The following is a 17,063-nucleotide window of genomic DNA, read 5'->3' as shown; positions in this document are numbered from 1 at the left end:
CCAAGGCGGTTCGCGGGAGGATGCGGGGTGCGTTTCGGCCTGTCATTGCCATCTGCATGAGCGCACCGATGCCGTCAGCGCGGGCACGGCGAGTCGATACCGCTTTTACTCATCGCTCCCGCGTAGCGCGCTAGCGCGCGAACGCCGCGGCGTCGGTGTCGAATACGTTCAAGTCCACCGGTCCGTCGATGCCGCGCACGCGGCCGCGGTTGTGGTATTGCCACACCACCCAGTCGGCGCTGGCATCGGGCTTGCGCACGATCGCGCGCCGCCACAGCGCGCGCGGCGGCAGGTCGCGCTGATGGGCGGCGAGGAATTCCGGTGTGACGTAGAGCAAAGCCGGCTGGCCGTAGGCGGCCTCGACCTGGCTCAGATAAGCGTCGAGCTCGCGCCGCAGTTGGGTGCCGTCTGGATTGCGCCCGCAATTGCCGCCGAACTCCAGATCCAGCGCCGGCGGCAGATCGTGCGCGGACGGCGCGGCGGCGGCCAGGAAGTTGCGCGCCTGCTCGGCGCCCGGCTTGCACCAGGTGAAGAAGTGGTAAGCGCCGACCGCGAGCCCGGCCGCGCGCGCGTCGCGGCGGTTCTGGTCGAAACGGCGATCGCGGTGATCGCCGCCTTCGCTGGCCTTGAGATAGGCGAAGGCGACATCGTCTGCGGCGACCGCGCGCCAGTCGATCGCGCCCTGGTGGTGGGACACGTCGATGCCGCGCAGCGGATAGCGGGCGCGATCGGGTTGCCAATGCAGGAACCATTGCCAGGCCACTACCGCGCCCAACAGCGCGATCGCGGTCAGGCCGGTCAACGCGGCGGCGATGCGCCAGCCGCGTTCTTTCATTTCCAGCCCGGCATCTGGCTGGCGTCCAGGCCGCCGACTTCGAACACCGCGGTGCGGGTGCCGCCGGCTTTGACCGGGAACTCGATTGCGATGGTCTTGGCGCCGCGCACGGTGCGCCACAGCATGCGCTCGTCCTCGATGAACATCGCGGTGGCTTCGTCGGTCTTGGGGCGGCTCGCGGCCACCGGCTTGGGGGCGGCGTCGTCGATCTTGAGCTTGACCTTACAACCGCCGTAGCAGTCGAAGTCGCCGGCCTGCAGCACCAGATAGCTGCTGCGGCCCCACTCCGGATGATCGCGGAAGATCAGCCGCACTTCGCGCGGCCCGCCGCCGTCGGTGTCGATGTGGTCCTTGGCGTAGAGCGCGGCCGAGCGCTGCTCGCCGCCCGACAGCACCGGCTGGGTCTGGTAGGACCACAGCGCGGCCAGGCGGCGCGTCTCCAACGCCTTGACCGCTTCGACCTTGGCCACTTCGTACTGCGCCTTGATGCGCGCGGCGGCCTGGCTGTTCGGGTACTGCGCGGTCAGAACGTCGCCGTGCGCGCGCGCCACGTCCCACTTGTTCAAGGCCACGGCGGCCTCGAAGGACTTGGCCATGTCCTCGGCCGCCTTCTCGTCGGTCGCGGCCTTGGCCGCGGCGGCGGCCTTGGGGTCTTCGGCCGGCTTGCAGGCGGCGAGCGCGAGCGTGACGGCGAGCAGCAGCATCGGAGTCCTGGCGTTCATCGGCGTGTCTCGTATCGGTTCGTCGGATTCGTAAAAGGAGTCAGGGCGGCCCGGCCAGCTGCGCGACCGCTTGCGCGACCGCATCGGGCCGCTCCACCGGCGACATGTGGCCGCAGCCGTCCAGCAGCACCTGTCGCGCCTGCGGCATGCGCGCGGCGTACAGCGCCATCGCGCTGGCGTCGATCACCGCGTCCTGGCGGCACCATAGCAGCAGGGTCGGCTGGCGGATCCTGGCGGCTTCTTCGCCGGGCAGGAAACGTTCGGGCCCGCGGCCGATGCGGTTGAGCACCGTCTGTTCGAACGCGGCATCGCGCTTGCGGCGCGCGATGTAGATCTCGTCGGCCGGCCACGGGATCGTCGGCTTGGCGGCGGCGTCGTAGAACACGGTGTCGAGGTAACGCTGCAGCGTGACGTCGTCGGCGACCGCGAAAGGGTTGTGGCCGGCCAGCACCTGCACGCCGAAGCGGTTGTCGCGAAAGCGCACGCCGGCCGCGTCGAACAAGCCCAGGCGATCGACCGCGCGCGGGTAGCGCGCCGCGGTCAGGGCGGCGATGCCGCCGCCCATGGAATGGCCCAGCAGCACCACCTCGTCGCCGCGCGGGCGCGCCACTTGTTCGATGAAACGCGCCAGGCGCGCGCTTTGGGCGACGAAGCCGTAGTCGCCGCCGTCGCGGCGCTGGCTTTCGCCCCAGCCGGGAAGATCGGGAATCAGCAAGCGGTAGCGGCCGCGCAGCCGCTGTGCCAGCGGGTACCAGTTTTCCTTGCTGCCGGTGAAACCGTGGACCATCACCACGACAGGCGCACCGGCCGGCGCCTCGTCGTCGTAGGCGTAGACCCAGCGATGGTCGTCGAGCTTGAGGCTGTCGCGCGACAAGCCGGCGACGATGCGCTGGCGGTTGTAGTCGGCCAGCACCACGCGATAGGGATCGCGCCACAGCAGCGCGGCAACGGTCGCAAACAACGCGGCCGCCACGAGGGCGGCCGCGAGTCTGGCGCGACGCCAACGCATGGCGTCGCTTACTTGGCCGCCTGCGGCGCGGCCTTGGCCTTGGCGATCACCGCTTCGACCGATTCGGTCGTGATCGGGTGATAGCCGGGCTTGGCCTTGGCGAAGGTGTCCTCGGCCAGTTTCAGGCCGGCGGGCGTTTTCACCAGTTCGCTGTAGGTCGGCATGATCAGCTTGCGGCGGCCGATGCGCTGCAGGAACGCGGCGATGGCGGCGTCGGCCTGGGTGTAGCCGCTACGCACGGTCAGCGGATACCAGCGCTGCGCGATCTCGCCGTTGGGCGTACCGGTGAGCTTGTAGGCGGCGTCCAGGGCCTTGAGCTGATCGGCGCTGAGCGTGTCGGGCATGCCTTCGACGAAGTGCACCCATTCCTGGGTCGACCACTTGGCGGTCGCGGCCTTGTCCGGCAGCGTGCCGGCGTCCAGCCAGGCCTTGCGCGCGGCGTCGATGGCGTCGAAGCGCGCCGACGGCGTCTGCGGCGCGTTGCTGGGGATGCCCGGCTCGTACAACCAGGCGTCGAACTCGGCCTGAGTGACCTTGCCCGGGTACTTGTCGAGCAGATTGGCCTTGGCGTAGTCGACGAACTGCTGGGTCGAGATGCTCTGGAACGCGAAGTGGTCGAAGTAGCCGCGCAGGAAGGCGTCGAAGTTGTCGCGGCCGAAACGCTGCTCCAGGAACTGCAGGAACCAGGCGCCCTTGGTGTAGACGGTGCCGGTGAGGTTGTTGTCCGGGTCGTCCAGCGCGCCGGGCTTGATCGCCAGCGCCTGCAGCGGCTTGTTGGCGTCGGTGAATTCGCTGCGCAGTTCGTTGCGCGAGATCAGGCTCTCCATGTCGGCGCGCTCCTTGCCGTAGAGCACTTCGACGATGCGGTTCTCGACGTAGCTGGTGAAGCCCTCGTTGAGCCAGGCGTCGTTGGAGGTGGAGAAGGTCACCAGGTTGCCGGACCAGCTGTGCGCGAGCTCGTGCGCGATCAGCGACACCAGCGACTTGTCGCCGACGATCGCGGTCGGGGTGGCGAAGGTCAGGCGCGGGTTCTCCATGCCGCCGTACGGGAACGACGGCGGCAGCACCAGGATGTCGTAGCGGTCCCAGCGGTAGGGGCCGTACAGCTTCTCGGCGGTCTCCATCATCTTCTCGGTGTCGGAGAACTCGGCCACCGCCTTGGGCGCCATCGCCGGCTCGGCCCACACGCCGCTGCGCTGCGAGATCGGCTGGAACACCAGGTCGCCGGCCGCGATCGCGAGCAGGTAGGACGGGATCTTCTGCGGCATCTTGAATTCGTAGTCGCCGTCGCGCGCCGCCTTGGGATCGTTGTCGGCGCTCATCAGCACCATCGCGTCCTTGGGCGCGGTCACGTGCGCGGTGTAGGTGAAGCGCACGCTGGGCGTATCCTGCAGCGGCACCCACGAACGCGCGTGGATCTGCTGCGACTGGCTGAACATGAAGGGCGTCTTCTTGCCCTCGGTCATCGCCGGGGTCAGCCACTGCAGGCCCGACGCGTCCGGCGAGGTCTTGTAGGTCACGCGCACGCGCGCGTTGCGCTCCGGCGTTTCGATGGTCAGCTTGCTGCCGAACAACTTGTCGGCCGGCGCCAGCGCGAACTTGAGATCGCCCCACTTGCCGTCGCTGCGCTCGCCGACGATCTTCTCGATGTTCAGGCCGCGCGTATCCAGCACCAGTTGGGTCGCGGCCTTGTCCACCCAGTTCAGGGTGTAGGTGGCCGAGCCGCTGAGCTGCTTGTGCTCGAAGTCGACCGCCAGCTGCAGGGCGAGGTCGTCGATCCGGACCTTGTCCGGCTGGGCGTAGGAATGCGCGTCCACCACGGCAGGACTGGTCACGGCGGTCTCCGTCTTGGCGGCTGCGGGAGGGGCGGCGCCGTCGGCGGGCGTCGCGGCCTCGCGCGAACAACCCAGGGCGAGCGCGGCGGCGAGGCAAACGGTAAGGATCGAATAACGCATGGAAGGCCCACGGCAAGGGATCGAGCGTTCGAGTTTAGCGCCTAGTCCGCGCCGGGGGCACCGCACAGCATGGCGGTTCGCCCAGGGCCGGTCAGCGCCGGCGCCGCAACGCTGATTTCCGCGCCCAGCCGCTGCAACAGTCAATCCCGCGCGCCCGGCTGCGCGGGCGCGCACAGGCGCCTAGCATCGGCGGCCTCCCTCCTACGGAACAAGACGATGACCCCTCTGGCAGGCAAAGTGGCGCTGGTGACCGGCGGCAGCCGCGGTATCGGCGCGGCCACCGCGCAGCGCCTGGCGCGCGACGGCGCCGACGTGGTGCTGACCTACGCCGCCTCGCAGGAGCGGGCGCTGGCCGTGGTCGCGGCGATCGAAGCCGGCGGCCGCCGCGCGCTCGCGATCCGCGCCGACAGCGCCGATCCCGACGCGGTGGTCGCCGCGGTCGAGCGCACGGTGGCCGAATTCGGCCGCATCGACATCCTGGTCAACAACGCCGGCATCTTCATGTACGGCCCGTTCGAGGACGAGTCGCGCGAAAGTTTCGAACGCGCGATCGCGATCAACGTGCAGGCGCCGTTCGCGGCCGCCCAGGCCGCGTCCAAGCACATGGGCGAAGGCGGCCGCATCATCACCATCGGCAGCTGCCTGGGCGAACGCGTGGGCGCGCCGGGCATGACCCTGTACTCGCTGACCAAGTTCGCCACCGTCGGCCTGAGCAAGGGCCTGGCCCAGGATCTGGGCGCGCGCGGCATCACCGCCAACGTGGTCCAGCCCGGTCCTATCGACACCGAGATGAATCCTGCCGACGGCGAAGGCGCCGAGCACCAGCGCGCCGGCCTGCCGCTGGGCCGTTACGGCGAAGCCGAGGACGTGGCCGACACGGTCGCGCACCTGGCCGGTCCGGGCGGGCGTTTCATCACCGGCGCCGCGATCTCGGTCGACGGCGGCTTCTCGGCCTGAGCCGGCGATGACGCGCGCGGCGATGCTGGCCTGGGCGCTGCTGGTCGGTGCCGGGCTGCTCGAGATCGTGTGGGCGATCGCGCTCAAGCAAAGCGAAGGCTTCGCGCGTCTGTGGCCCAGCGTGATCGGGCTGACGTCCGCGGTCGCGAGCTTCGCGATGCTGGCGCTGGCCCTGAAGTGGCTGCCGGTGGGTACCGCCTACGCGGTCTGGGTCGGCATCGGCACGGTCGGCGTGGCGATCGCGGGGATCGTCGCCTTCGGCGAACCCGCGACCGCGGCGCGGCTGCTGTGCTTGAGTCTGATCGTGGGCGGCGTGATCGGCTTGAAGCTGGTGCACTGAGCGCGCTGCGCCTGGGCGCGCTCGCGCGCTCAGGCTGGGCCGCTGCGCTTGAGGTAATAACCCGAGGCGGCAAAGGCTTCGTTGCCGGCGAGCTTGCCTTCCACCGTGCGCTGCACGTCGAATCCCTCCGAGCGGTACAGCGCTAACGCGGCTTCGTTGCCCACCAGCACTTCGGTGTAGAGGTCGCCCGCGCAGGCGGCCACGGCATGGCGCAGCAGCGCGCGGCCGATGCCCTGTCGATACGCGGGCGGGTCGCAGTACAGCCAGGTCAGCTCTTCATCCGAGTACGCGGCGAAACCCAGCACACGGCCGTCGACCTCGGCGACGACCACACGGGCGTCGAACAGGCCCTCGTTGTCGGCGGTCTGCTCCAGGCTCAGGTACGCGTCCATCAGGCCGCTGGCGCCCAGTTCGTCGCGACACGCGGCGTCGCGGATCTTGCACAGTCGCGGCCAGTCGCTGTCGCGGTAGTCGCGGAGGTTCATGTCGGCGTTCCTGTCCTACGCGGCGACGCGGCGCGTTACCAAAAGATCACCCATAGCACGAAGGCGATCGCCAGCGAGGCGATAAACACCAGCGCGCCGATCAGGTTGAAACCGCCGGCGCAATCGCTGCAGTACTTTCCGCGCGACGGCGACGGTATCCACAGCCAAATCAAGGGCAGGAACAGCCACCACTGCACCGCCGATGCGGGGTCGGCGGGTTGTTCGTCGCACCACTTGCACAGGGCCATCGTCCCGCCTCCGGCGCCGGATTCAGACCTTGTAGCCGGTGTGGATCGCGACGATGCCGGCCGACAGGTTCTTGTAGTCGCAGCGCGCGAAACCGGCCTCGCCCATCATGCGCTTGAGCTCGTCCTGCGGCGGGTGCTTGCGGATGCTCTCGGCCAGGTACTGGTAGCTGTCGCTGTCGTTGGCGAACAGTTTGCCCAGCTTGGGCAGGATGTTGAACGAGTGGAAGTCGTAGATCGGCTTGAACCACTCGGCCTTCACTTCCGAGAACTCCAGCACCCGGGCCTGGCCGCCGACCTTGAGCACGCGCTGCATCTCGCGCAGGGCGGCGTCCTTGTCGGTGACGTTGCGCAGGCCGAAGGCGATGGTGACCAGGTCGAAGCTGGCGTCCGGGAACGGCAGCTTCTCGGCGTTCATTTGCACGTACTCGAAGCCGCCGACCTTGCCCATGTCGGTCATGCGGTCGCGGCCCACGCGCAGCATGGCGCCGTTGATGTCGCCCAGCACGATGCTGCCGCTGTCGCCGACGCGGTCGCGCAGCAGCAGGGCGATGTCGCCGGTGCCGCCGGCCAGGTCGAGCACGCGGTCGCCGCGCTTGACCTGCGCGGTGGACACGAAATAGCGCTTCCAGACCCGATGCACGCCCAGGCTCATCAGGTCGTTCATCAGGTCGTACTTGCCGGCGACCGAGGAGAACACCTCGCCGACCAGCTTCTGCTTCTCGCCCTTGGGCACGTCGCGGAAACCGAAATGGGTGGTGTCGCCGGGTTTTTGGGTCTGTTCGCTCATGGGCGGGATTATCGCATGGCGGTCGTGGGGCTTCCGGAAATGACGGCCCCGGCCACAACCGCACCAGCCCTCTCCCGTGCACGGGGGCAGCGCTTGCGAGCCACTGGCTCGCGCTGCACCGGGCGCCCGACCGCCATGCGGGCGGGCCTGGGGCGTGGCTGGAATGAGGCAGCGCAAGCCCGCCTGCTGCGGCATCATCCTTCCATGAGCCATCCCCCTACCCTGCACTGGCAAGCCAAGCCCTACGCCGAACTCGAACGCGACGAGCTCTACGAGCTGCTGCGCCTGCGCGCGGAAGTGTTCGTGATCGAGCAGAACTGCGTGTATCTGGACCCGGACGGCAAGGACCGCCACCCCGAGGCCCTGCACCTGCTCGGCCGCGCGCCCGACGGTGCGCTCGCGGCCTATCTGCGGATCCTGCCGGCCGGGCTCAGCTACCCACAGGTCAGTTTCGGACGCGTGCTGACCGCGCCGGCGTTCCGCGGCCAGGGGCTGGGCGATCCCATGATCGAGGCCGCGCTGGCGGCGATCGCCGCGCGCTGGCCCGGCGCCGACATCCAGATCGGCGCCCAAGCCCATCTGCAGGGCTACTACGGCCGCCACGGCTTCGCGCCTTCGTCCGAGCCCTACGTCGAAGACGGCATCCCGCACATCGACCTGCTGCGCCCGGGCCGCGCCTGAGCCCGGGCGGCCGATTCCGCCGTTCAGGACGTACGAATCCGCCGGTTCGGACGACCCACGAGGCCGCCACGGCCACCCTGCAGCCTCCTGAATCCTGTGGAGGTGGCTTATGTCGGCTGGGACGGTCTGGTTGCGTCGGGGGGCGGCGCTGATCTTCGGCCTGGGCTGCCTGGCGGTGGCGCTGTACGCGTTCACCTTCTTCTCCCGCGACAGCAACATCGGCAATCCCTTCGACGCGCGCTTCGCGGTCTCCGGCTGGGACGTGCCCGGGCATATCTTCGGCGCCGGGCTGGCCCTGCTGCTGGTGCCGTTGCAGCTGCTGGGCGGGATCCGCCGGCGCTGGCCGCGTTTGCACCGGCTCGGCGGCGGTCTCTATGCGGGCGCGATCCTGATCGCCGCGATCTCGGCGCTGTCGCTGGCGCGCCACTCCCAAGGCGGCGCGGCCAGCGGCTCGGCCTTCGCGCTGCTGGCGCTGGTGTGGGTGGCCTGCACCGCGGTCGGCATCCGCTACGCCCTCGTCCGCGACTTCGAACGCCACCGTCGCTGGATGTACCGCAGCGCCGCCCTGACCGCCTCGGCGGTGACCCTGCGGATCATGCTGGGGGTCGGCGCGGGCGCGATGCAGTGGCCGTTCCTGCCGGTCTACATCGCCGCAGCCTGGGGCTGCTGGACGTTCAACCTGGCGCTGTGCGAACTGCTGCTGCGCTGGCCGGCGATACGCGCACGACTGGGCGCGCGCCGCGGCTACTCAAGCGGGGCCGCTCGCGGCTGAGCCCGCGTGGCGTTGGCGATAGGCGCTGGGCGTCTGGCCGAGCTGGCGCTTGAAGGCGGCGTTGAAGGTGGACTTGGAGGTGTAGCCGCAGGCGTAGGCGATGTCGAGGATGGTACGCGCTTCGTCCGGATCGGCCAGACAGGCGCGCGCGGCTTCGACGCGCTGGCGGTTGATGTAATCCCAGAAGTGGCCCTCGAAGCGGCGGTTGATCACCGCCGACACCAGGTATTCGGGGTAGCCGCTGCGCTTGGCCAGATGGCCGATGGTCAACGCCGGCTCGCGGTACAGCTGTTCCTGCGCCATCAGCTGGGCCAGCCGCGCCTCGACCGCGGGGAAGCGCGGATCGTCGGCCGCGGGCTCTTCCGCTCTCGCCTCCTCGACGGACGCGGGCGCGGGCTCGGCCGCCACCGCGACCTGCCGCAGGCTCAGATAGCCGACCACGAACACCCAGCCCACCACCGCGCCGTAGATCAGCGGGTAGTCGATCCAGGGAATGCGCGCGAGCCACTGCACCACCGCGATGCACCAGATCACGATCTGCGAAACCGCCATCGCGTCGATCCAATGCAGCGACATGCGGTCGGCATCCGAACGCCGTTGCAGCAGGCCGCGCCGATAGCGGCGCACGCGCACCAGACCGGCGATCACATAGCTCAGGCTGTAGACGAACAGCCCGATGTCCAGCCAGGGCCGGCCCGGCCAGTAGCCGCCCTGACGCAGGTGCTCGAAGAACGCGCGCTGCTGCGCCGCGTCCTGCAGGAACACGCCGAGGTTGGGCAGCAGCGACACCGCGAAGCCGGCCAGGTGCACGAGGTCGCGGCGATCCAGGCCGCGCGCCTCGGTCAGCGCGCGCACGTACAGATAGAACAGGCTGCCGTACAGGAACGGGAACAGCCCGACCAGGCGGTAGGCCTTCAGCAACTCCGGCGCCGGGCCGTGGAAGTACGCGGCCTTCACCGCCAGATCGACGCCGATCAGCGCCACCCAGCCCGCCAGCACCCGATTGGCCTGCGCGTTCACCGGCCGCCGCCATAGGGCGAGCGCCAGCAGCGCGGCCTGGCCGGCGCCGATCGCGAACACAAGGCTCCAGAAGATCATGCGGCGCGGAGGGTCGGCGTGGCGGCGGAGGCGTCGATTATGCCCGCGCCGCGGCTCTCGACCGCGTCGCGTGCGCGCGCCAGACTGCGCCTCTGTCTTCAGGAGCTCCGCATGATCGCCACCCCCGACTACCGCGCCCTGCTCGCCACCGCCGTCGCCGAGGCCCGCCAGGGCCTGGCCGAGGGCGGCATCCCGATCGGCGCGGCGCTGTACCACAACGACGGCCGCCTGCTCGGCTGCGGCCACAACCGCCGCATCCAGGAAGGCGACCCCTCCGTGCACGGCGAGACCGACGCCTTCCGCAAGGCCGGCCGCCAGCGCCGTTACCGCGACACCATCATGGTCACCACGCTGGCGCCGTGCTGGTACTGCAGCGGCCTGGTGCGCCAGTTCAACATCGGCACGGTGGTGGTCGGCGAATCGGTCAACTTCCAGGGCGGCGTCGACTGGCTGCGCGAAAGCGGCGTGGAAGTGATCGACCTCAACGACGGCGAATGCATCGACCTGCTCGGCGGTTACATCGCCGCGCATCCGGAGGTCTGGAACGAAGACATCGGCGAAGACTGAACGCGCTGCGCGAGCGCGACGCCTGTGCGCGTCGCGCTCGCGTATCGAAGTGGCTTGAGACCGCGATCCGCCGTCATGCGACGGTGCTACCCTTGGCCGTGCAGGGGTGATCAATGGAATGGTGCGTCCATCCATGCAGCGGTACTCAAGGAGATTGAATGAACGTAATGCGTAAGCGCGCGCTGATCTTCGGCGCCATCGCCGCCGCCGGCCTGTGCGCGGCCCCGGCCTGGGCCGGCAGTTATCAGTGCGACAACGACCGCTCCGCCGGCCAATACCCCAATTGCAGCAATATGGGCGGCCACAACTACGTCTACCGCAGCGGCCAGGCCGGCGACTGGAACGGCGACGATCGGCTCAATTCCACCAACAGCGGCTGGTACGGCTACTTCTTCCCCGGCACCGACCGCTATTACAGCTTCTACGCCTGGCTCAACAACGCCGCCTTCACCGACGCCTACGCGCGCTACAACGTGATCAACACCGCCAACGGCTCGCAGCAGACCGCGGCCATCAACCAGAACACCGCGCCCGGTGGCTGGAATTACGTCGGCTACGGTTACGGCTATTTGTTCACCGTCACCCCTAGCGGCAACGGCCGCAACGGCGCCGACATCGTGCAGCTGTATTTCAACGGCCTGGCCGCGGCCGACACCGCTCCACGCGTGACCGAAGCCGATCGCGATCTGAGCGGCCGCTGCGCCGCCGTGGCGCCGCAGGACGCGCGCGTCGCCGCCTTGCAGCAACGCATGCTCGACGCCGTCGACCGCTACCGCGACGCCGCCGGCTCGGTGGACGTGCGCTTCGGCAACAACGGCCAGGACGAAGCGATCGATTTCGAGGTCTCGCAATCCGCGCGCACCAGCTTCGTGCGCATCGCGCGCGACCGCGGCCGCGTCGAAGAGCATGTGAGCCGTGCCGGCACCACCCTCAGCCTGTATCCGCAGACCGCGTCCTATAGCGAAACCCGCACCCTGGACGCGCCCGCGCCCAGCGGCGCCCGCCAGTACCGCAACGCGCGCTGCGAGCCGGTGTTCGTGCACCGTCCCGATCCGGCCGGCGCGGTCGGCGCCGACGCGGTGCTGTCGCCGCAGAACTACGCGTTCTGGCTGTCCACCGAAGACGTGCGCATCGCCGGCCACCAACGCCTGCTCGGCCGCGACGCGACCGTGGTCGCCGGCAAGCACGGCGACTACCTGGGCCGCAAACTCGGCGCCGAGCGCTTCCGCATGTGGGTCGACAGCGATACCGGCGTGCTGCTGAAGCTGGTCGGCAGCGACCGTCAGGGCAAGGCGGCGTATTCGATCGTGGTGCGCGACCTGCGCCTGGACAGCGGCCTCAAGCTCACGCCCTCGCTGGCCGCGCCGCAAGGCTGGACCCGGGTCGGCGAAGACTGATCGCCAGGCGGCACGCGGGCGCCCGCCCGCGTGCCGCTACACCGGCTTGAGCACCATCAGCCAGAAGATCGCGAGCACGCTGAGGAAGGCCGGCCAACCCAACCAGAACCACCAGCGCATGGTGCGGTGGTAGGCCGGCGGCAAGGGCGTGCCGTCGCGCGCCGCCACCCGCGCCAAGTCGCGCGCGCGCAACTGCAGCCACAGCACCGGCAGCCAGCAGGCGCCGATCACGAAGAACAGCAGCAGCGCTGTCTTCAACCAGAACAACTCGAACGGCAGGCCCAGGGCATGCGCCAGCCACAGGCCGCTGAAGAACTGCACGACCACCGCCGGCGCGGTGAAACAGGCGTCTGCGATCACCACGGTGCGCGCGGTCTCGGCGATCACGCGCGCGTCGCCGCGCCGATGCGCGAGCCAGAAGAAGAACGCGATGCCCAGGCCGGTGCCGAACAATAGCGTCGAGGACAGGATGTGCAGCCACTTCACCCACAGATAGGCCATGCTCATCTCCGCTCCGCCAGCACCCAGGCTACCGCCAGCGCCGGCAGCACCAGCAGATTCTTGGCCAGTCCGCCCAGCGGATCCAGCCACAGCCCCGGTAAGGCCAAGCCGAACGCCAGGGTGTAGGCGGCCACGCTGAGCCCCATCAGGCCCAGGGCCCAACGCGGTCGCCAGCCGCTCGCGAGCCATACGGCCAGCACCAGGTCCAGCGTCGCGGTGATGCGCGCAAGCGCGACCGGCGCCAGATGCTGCAAGACCGAGCCCGATGCGAGCACGTCGATATCCGCCGCCGGCGCGGCCCATCCGGCCCAGGCCGACAGCAACCACAGCGCGACGATGGCCACGCGTAAGGTCGGCGCGAGGAAATACAGCTGCGCCTGCCAACGGTCCTGCACCTGGCTGGGATGCGCGGCCAGCACCTCGGACAGGGCGCGCGGCGCGAAGCCGAAGGTCTCACGCAGCCGCGCGGACGCCTGCGGCGCGGTCACGTTGCCGCGCCGGAGCATGCGCCACATGGTCTCGCCGACCGGACCGCGCCCCAGCCATTCGCCGACCCGCACCTGCAGCGAGACCAGGGCCTGCGGCACCTGCCAGACGCGCTGGCCATCGATACGCAGCCAGCGCCGCCACTGGCGCTGGTAGTCGCGCAGGCTGGTCGGCTGCGGGCCACCGACTTCGTATACGCCACGCGTGCCTGTATCGAGCGCACGCGCGACCAACTCGCCCAGGTCCTCGGCCGCGAGCGGCTGGATCGGCCAATGCCCGTCGCCCGGCAGCACCTGCGCGCCGGGGAACGCGGCCAAAGCGCGCAGCAGCGAAGTGCCGCCGTACGAACCCGAGGTGGCGTAGACCACCGACGGGCGCAGCACGATCGCGTCCAGGGGCAAGGCCAGCAGCGCCTCGTCGAAACGGTGTTTGGAGGCGATGAATTCGCCATCCTCGGGGCGGCCCAGCGCCGACACCTGCACGTAGCGCGCGACGCCTGCGCTCGCGCAGGCGCGCGCCAGCGCGAGCGGCGCGTCGACATGGATGCAGTCGAAACGCTGGCGGCCGACTTCGCGCAGGATGCCCGACGCATTGACCACCGCGTCGACGCCGGTCAGCAGCGGCAGCCAATCCTGCTCGCGGGTCAAACGGGTGAGGTCGCAATAGCGCTCGTCCTCGCCCAGGACACCACCGCGACGCACACCGCGCAGCACGCGCCAGCCGGTGCGCCGCAACGCGGCGAGGATGTAACCGGCAAGGAAACCGTCGGCACCGATCACCAGGACGGTGCGCGCGGTCGCTGCGGAGTGGATGGCTGCGGACATGCGCCACAGGCTAACCGAGCGCGGCCAGGTGCGCGCAAGCGGCCACCGCGTCGTCGTCCGCGACGCGGTGGAGCGGTTAGGCGCCGTCGTCGTTCAACTGCGCCTGCAGTTCGCGCAGATAGGCCAGGCGGCTGCGCGCGCCGCGGTGCTTGAACCAGGACGTGGCCGCCGAGACCAGCACGCCCAGGCCGCCGCCGATCGCGCCGCCGATCATGCCGCCGGTGTGCATCGGGTTGGCGTGGTTCAGGCCGGCCAATGCGACGGCATAGACGCCCAGCAACAGCAGTACGCCGTACCAGGTGCCGTGGCGCCAGTAGCGCAGACCGCTGTGCACCCGGCCGATCTCCAGCTCCAGCATGGCCGCAGCGTCCAGGCCGTCGTCGCGCAACTGGCGACGGCGCAGCCATAGCGACCACAGTTGGAAACCGATCGAGGTCGGAATCAGCAGGGCGAACACCAGCATCATCGGATCGGAGGCGTCGGTCTTGAGCATCAGCCAGACCAGCGTGGCCAGGCACGCCAGTGTGAGCGCCACTTCACCGAGCAGAGCCCGGCGCAGGGCGCGGCCGCGCTTGCGGACCTCGGCGCGCAGGCGATCGACGTCGATCCCCGCGCTGGGCTGCGCGCGCCACTCGTCGCCCAGACTGCCCCAGTCGAAATTCGGGTCGCTCATGCCGATGCTCCCAGGCTGTCGCGCAGGTCCCGGCGCGCGCGGCTGAGCCGTTGCGCGACGGTGTTTTCTTCCAAGCCCAGCGAGTCGCCGATCTCGCGCAGGGAAAAACCTTCCAGGGCCAGCACCACGACCTGGCGCTGGCCCAGCGGCAGCTGCCGCACCGCCTCCAGCAGGTTGCGGCGACGCTGTTGCGTCTCGGCGTGGCGCAAGGGGTCGTCGCCCGGATCGGGGTGGCTTTCGTCGAGCTCGTCCTCGACCCGGCGATGGCGGGCGAGGTAATCGATGGCGCGGTTGTGGGCGACCCGGGCGATGAAGGTGCGCAGCGAAGCTTCGCCGCGCCAGCCCGGCAGGGCGCGCCACAGCGCCAGGCTGATTTCCTGCAGCAGGTCCTCGCGGCGGCCGGGCTCGGACTGGTAGCTACCCGCGATGCGGCTGAGCATGGGCCCGTGTTCGCGCAGCACGCCGTCGAAATCCGGCGCCACGGCCGCGCCGACGCGCGCGTGCGCGTCGGCGTCGCTGCCCTGCCTCGTTACCGCTTCCGCGGTGTTGTCCATACCGGTCTTCCTGGGTCCCCTGCCTGCATAGTCTGCCCGGGGCTGGAAAACCTGACACGGCGGCCGCAAGTCGCGGCCGCCGCGGTTCGGATCAGAGGATGTAGCGGCTCAGATCCGGGTCCTGGACCAGCTCGCCCAGGTGGGCGTCGACGTAGGCGCGGTCGATCGCCACGGCCTGGCCGCCGCGGTCGGGCGCCTCGTAGCTGAGGGTATCGAGCAGGCGTTCGAGCACGGTGTGCAGGCGGCGCGCGCCGATGTTCTCCTGGCGCTCGTTGACCTGGGCGGCGATCTCGGCCAGGCGATCGACGGCGTCGGCGCTGAAGGACAGCGTCACGCCCTCGGTGCGCAGCAGTTCGACGTACTGGGTGGTCAGCGCGGCCTTGGGCTCGGTCAGGATGCGCACGAAGTCGTCCTTGCTCAGCGCGCTCAGCTCGACCCGGATCGGGAAGCGGCCCTGCAACTCGGGGATCAGGTCGCTGGGCTTGGCCAGATGGAAGGCGCCGGAGGCGATGAACAGGATGTGGTCGGTCTTGACCGCGCCGTACTTGGTGCTCACGGTCGAACCCTCGACCAGCGGCAACAGGTCGCGCTGCACGCCCTCGCGGCTGACGTCGCCGCCGCCCACGTTCTCGGAACGCTTGGCGACCTTGTCGATCTCGTCGATGAAGACGATGCCGTGCTGTTCGCAGGCTTCGATCGCGGCCTCGCGCACCTCGTCCTCGTTGACCAGCTTGCCGGCCTCTTCCTCGATCAGCTGCGGGCGCGCGGCCTTGATCGTGAGCTGGCGCTTGTGGGTCTTGCCGCCCGACACCTGCGAGAACATCTGGCGCAGCTGCTGGCCCATCTCTTCCATGCCCGGAGGAGCCATGATGTCGACGCCGAGATTGACCGCGGTTTCGATCTCGATCTCGCGCTCGTCGAGCTCGCCGGCACGCAGCTGCTTGCGCAGCTTGGCGCGGGTGTCGTTGTCGGGGGCCTGATGGTCCTGCGCCGGGGTGTCGGCGCCGAAGCCGAAGCCGCCGGGAATGCGCTTGGGCAGCAGGGCGTCGAGGATGCGGTCTTCGGCGCGCTCCTCGGCCTGGGTGCGCACGCGCTGCTTGGCCTGCTCGCGGTACAGCTTGACCGCGGTGTCGGCCAGGTCGCGCACGATCTGCTCCACGTCCTTGCCGACGTAGCCGACCTCGGTGAAGCGGGTGGCTTCGACCTTGACGAAGGGCGCGTTGGCCAGCGTCGCCAGGCGGCGCGCGATCTCGGTCTTGCCGACGCCGGTCGGGCCGATCATCAGGATGTTCTTGGGCATCACCTCGTTGCGCAGATCCGGCGCGAGCTGCATGCGCCGCCAGCGGTTGCGCAGCGCGATCGCGACCGCGCGCTTGGCCGCTTGCTGGCCGATGATGTGACGGTCCAACTCCTGCACGATTTCGCGCGGAGTCATGGTGGCGTGGCTGTTGTCGGGTTTCATAAGGCGAGTAGTGAGTCCAGAGAAGTGAGTAGCGAGCGAAGGCCTGGGCGGGCGGAACAACGATGAGGACGCAGCGTTAGCTCACTCCTCACTCCTGTCCGCTCACTCCTAGCTCCTCCACCACCACGTTCCGATTGGTGTAGATGCAGACGTCGCCGGCGATGCCGATCGCCTCGGTGGCGATGGTGCGGGCGTCGAGTTGGGTGTGCGCCATCAGCGCGCGAGCGGCCGACAAGGCGTACATGCCGCCGGACCCGATCGCGATGATGCCGTCCTCGGGTTCGATCACGTCGCCGGTGCCGCTGATGATCAGCGAAGTTTCCCTGTCGGCGACCGCGAGCAAGGCCTCGAGCTTGCCCAGGCGGCGCTCGGTGCGCCAATCCTTGGCCAGTTCGACCGCGGCGCGGGTGAGCTGGCCGTGCTTCTCGAGCTTGGCTTCGAACAATTCGAACAGGGTGAAGGCATCGGCGGCGGCGCCGGCGAAGCCAGCCAGCACCTGGCCGTCGCGACCGAGGCGGCGCACCTTGCGCGCGTTGGACTTCATTACGGTATGCCCCAAGGTCACCTGTCCATCGCCGGCTACGGCCACGCGACCGTTGCGGCGCACCGAGACGATCGTGGTGGCGTGGAAGGTGTTGGGGTTCTGGCTGGGGTCCATACGGCCTCCGGGATACGAATTCCCTTGATGGGGCCGGCCGGCGCCGGCGCAA

Annotated in this window: 20 protein-coding genes; 6 read left to right on the top strand and 14 right to left on the bottom strand. The window is 69.5% G+C overall.

Going from position 1 to position 17,063, the window contains the following annotated elements; all coding sequences use genetic code 11:
• Nucleotides 1–130: 130 nt before the first annotated feature.
• Genes ASD69_RS12400 through ASD69_RS12385 form a run of 4 tightly spaced genes read right to left on the bottom strand, consistent with a single transcriptional unit; the run spans nt 131 to nt 4,521 of the window.
• Nucleotides 131–835, bottom strand: coding sequence for a GH25 family lysozyme (locus ASD69_RS12400; protein ID WP_056178263.1), 705 nt, complete (start codon nt 833–835; stop codon nt 131–133).
• On the bottom strand, nt 832–1,539 hold the full coding sequence (locus ASD69_RS12395; RefSeq protein ID WP_056178261.1) for a hypothetical protein: 708 nt from the start codon (nt 1,537–1,539) through the stop codon (nt 832–834). The genes ASD69_RS12400 and ASD69_RS12395 overlap by 4 nt, the downstream gene beginning before the upstream one ends.
• A 58-nt stretch (nt 1,540–1,597) precedes the next feature.
• Complete coding sequence (locus tag ASD69_RS12390) at nt 1,598–2,566, bottom strand: alpha/beta hydrolase (protein WP_056178259.1); 969 nt, start codon at nt 2,564–2,566, stop codon at nt 1,598–1,600.
• A gap of 8 nt (nt 2,567–2,574) precedes the next feature.
• Nucleotides 2,575–4,521 (bottom strand): M1 family metallopeptidase, encoded by a 1,947-nt coding sequence (locus ASD69_RS12385; RefSeq protein ID WP_056178257.1) that lies wholly within the window; start codon nt 4,519–4,521, stop codon nt 2,575–2,577.
• Nucleotides 4,522–4,737: 216 nt separating this feature from the next.
• On the opposite strand from ASD69_RS12385, the gene ASD69_RS12380 reads away from it, so the two are divergent.
• Nucleotides 4,738–5,478, top strand: coding sequence for a 3-oxoacyl-ACP reductase family protein (locus ASD69_RS12380; RefSeq protein ID WP_056178255.1), 741 nt, complete (start codon nt 4,738–4,740; stop codon nt 5,476–5,478).
• Nucleotides 5,479–5,503: 25 nt separating this feature from the next.
• The gene (locus ASD69_RS12375; RefSeq protein WP_056179893.1) at nt 5,504–5,818 is read left to right on the top strand and encodes a multidrug efflux SMR transporter; all 315 of its coding nucleotides are present in this window, start codon (nt 5,504–5,506) and stop codon (nt 5,816–5,818) included.
• A 29-nt stretch (nt 5,819–5,847) separates the two neighbouring features.
• Here ASD69_RS12375 and ASD69_RS12370 read toward each other — a convergent pair whose 3' ends face one another.
• From ASD69_RS12370 to ubiE, 3 genes are read right to left on the bottom strand one after another with little or no spacing between them, the layout of a single operon-like run.
• Nucleotides 5,848–6,303 carry a GNAT family N-acetyltransferase gene (locus tag ASD69_RS12370; protein ID WP_056178253.1) on the bottom strand — a complete coding sequence of 152 codons (456 nt, stop codon included), beginning with the start codon at nt 6,301–6,303 and terminating at the stop codon, nt 5,848–5,850.
• Between the two features lie 35 nt (nt 6,304–6,338).
• Entirely contained in the window at nt 6,339–6,551 is a 213-nt protein-coding gene (locus ASD69_RS12365) for a hypothetical protein (protein ID WP_056178250.1), read from the bottom strand.
• Between the two features lie 22 nt (nt 6,552–6,573).
• Nucleotides 6,574–7,338: a bifunctional demethylmenaquinone methyltransferase/2-methoxy-6-polyprenyl-1,4-benzoquinol methylase UbiE gene (ubiE, locus tag ASD69_RS12360; RefSeq protein WP_056178248.1), complete on the bottom strand. Its 765-nt coding sequence runs from the start codon at nt 7,336–7,338 to the stop codon at nt 6,574–6,576.
• Between the two features lie 204 nt (nt 7,339–7,542).
• Here ubiE and ASD69_RS12355 point away from each other — a divergent pair, with 204 nt between their 5' ends.
• Together ASD69_RS12355 and ASD69_RS12350 are read left to right on the top strand one after the other, a co-directional pair.
• Entirely contained in the window at nt 7,543–8,019 is a 477-nt protein-coding gene (locus ASD69_RS12355; protein ID WP_056178246.1) for a GNAT family N-acetyltransferase, read from the top strand.
• 109 nt (nt 8,020–8,128) lie between these two features.
• Entirely contained in the window at nt 8,129–8,791 is a 663-nt protein-coding gene (locus ASD69_RS12350) for a DUF2306 domain-containing protein (RefSeq protein ID WP_057160278.1), read from the top strand.
• On the opposite strand, the gene ASD69_RS12345 is transcribed toward ASD69_RS12350, so the two are convergent.
• Nucleotides 8,768–9,889 (bottom strand): helix-turn-helix transcriptional regulator, encoded by a 1,122-nt coding sequence (locus ASD69_RS12345; protein WP_056178242.1) that lies wholly within the window; start codon nt 9,887–9,889, stop codon nt 8,768–8,770. The genes ASD69_RS12350 and ASD69_RS12345 overlap by 24 nt on opposite strands.
• Before the next feature lie 111 nt (nt 9,890–10,000).
• Between ASD69_RS12345 and ASD69_RS12340 the strand changes: the two genes are divergently transcribed.
• Together ASD69_RS12340 and ASD69_RS12335 are read left to right on the top strand one after the other, a co-directional pair.
• The gene (locus ASD69_RS12340; RefSeq protein ID WP_056178240.1) at nt 10,001–10,456 is read left to right on the top strand and encodes a nucleoside deaminase; all 456 of its coding nucleotides are present in this window, start codon (nt 10,001–10,003) and stop codon (nt 10,454–10,456) included.
• Between the two features lie 158 nt (nt 10,457–10,614).
• On the top strand, nt 10,615–11,853 hold the full coding sequence (locus ASD69_RS12335) for a hypothetical protein (RefSeq protein ID WP_157499174.1): 1,239 nt from the start codon (nt 10,615–10,617) through the stop codon (nt 11,851–11,853).
• A 36-nt stretch (nt 11,854–11,889) separates the two neighbouring features.
• Here ASD69_RS12335 and ASD69_RS12330 read toward each other — a convergent pair whose 3' ends face one another.
• The 6 genes from ASD69_RS12330 to hslV form a co-directional block, all read right to left on the bottom strand.
• Nucleotides 11,890–12,360 (bottom strand): DUF2269 domain-containing protein, encoded by a 471-nt coding sequence (locus tag ASD69_RS12330; RefSeq protein WP_056178236.1) that lies wholly within the window; start codon nt 12,358–12,360, stop codon nt 11,890–11,892.
• Nucleotides 12,357–13,664: an SDR family oxidoreductase gene (locus ASD69_RS12325; protein ID WP_056178235.1), complete on the bottom strand. Its 1,308-nt coding sequence runs from the start codon at nt 13,662–13,664 to the stop codon at nt 12,357–12,359. Before ASD69_RS12325 ends, ASD69_RS12330 begins: the two co-directional genes overlap by 4 nt.
• Before the next feature lie 76 nt (nt 13,665–13,740).
• A complete protein-coding gene (locus tag ASD69_RS12320; RefSeq protein ID WP_056178233.1) occupies nt 13,741–14,337 on the bottom strand; it encodes a hypothetical protein in 597 nt (198 codons plus the stop codon).
• Entirely contained in the window at nt 14,334–14,891 is a 558-nt protein-coding gene (locus ASD69_RS12315; protein ID WP_082576455.1) for a sigma-70 family RNA polymerase sigma factor, read from the bottom strand. Before ASD69_RS12315 ends, ASD69_RS12320 begins: the two co-directional genes overlap by 4 nt.
• A 91-nt stretch (nt 14,892–14,982) precedes the next feature.
• Nucleotides 14,983–16,326 carry an ATP-dependent protease ATPase subunit HslU gene (hslU, locus tag ASD69_RS12310; protein WP_056179887.1) on the bottom strand — a complete coding sequence of 448 codons (1,344 nt, stop codon included), beginning with the start codon at nt 16,324–16,326 and terminating at the stop codon, nt 14,983–14,985.
• A gap of 115 nt (nt 16,327–16,441) precedes the next feature.
• On the bottom strand, nt 16,442–17,011 hold the full coding sequence (gene hslV, locus ASD69_RS12305; protein ID WP_056178231.1) for an ATP-dependent protease subunit HslV: 570 nt from the start codon (nt 17,009–17,011) through the stop codon (nt 16,442–16,444).
• Between the last annotated feature and the right edge of the window lie 52 nt (nt 17,012–17,063).

The sequence above is a fragment of the Lysobacter sp. Root604 genome, assembly GCF_001427505.1.
In the GTDB taxonomy this organism is placed as follows: domain Bacteria; phylum Pseudomonadota; class Gammaproteobacteria; order Xanthomonadales; family Xanthomonadaceae; genus Lysobacter.
The sequence above is the reverse complement of the archived record's forward strand: the minus strand, read 5'-3'. Positions and strand labels throughout refer to the sequence as shown.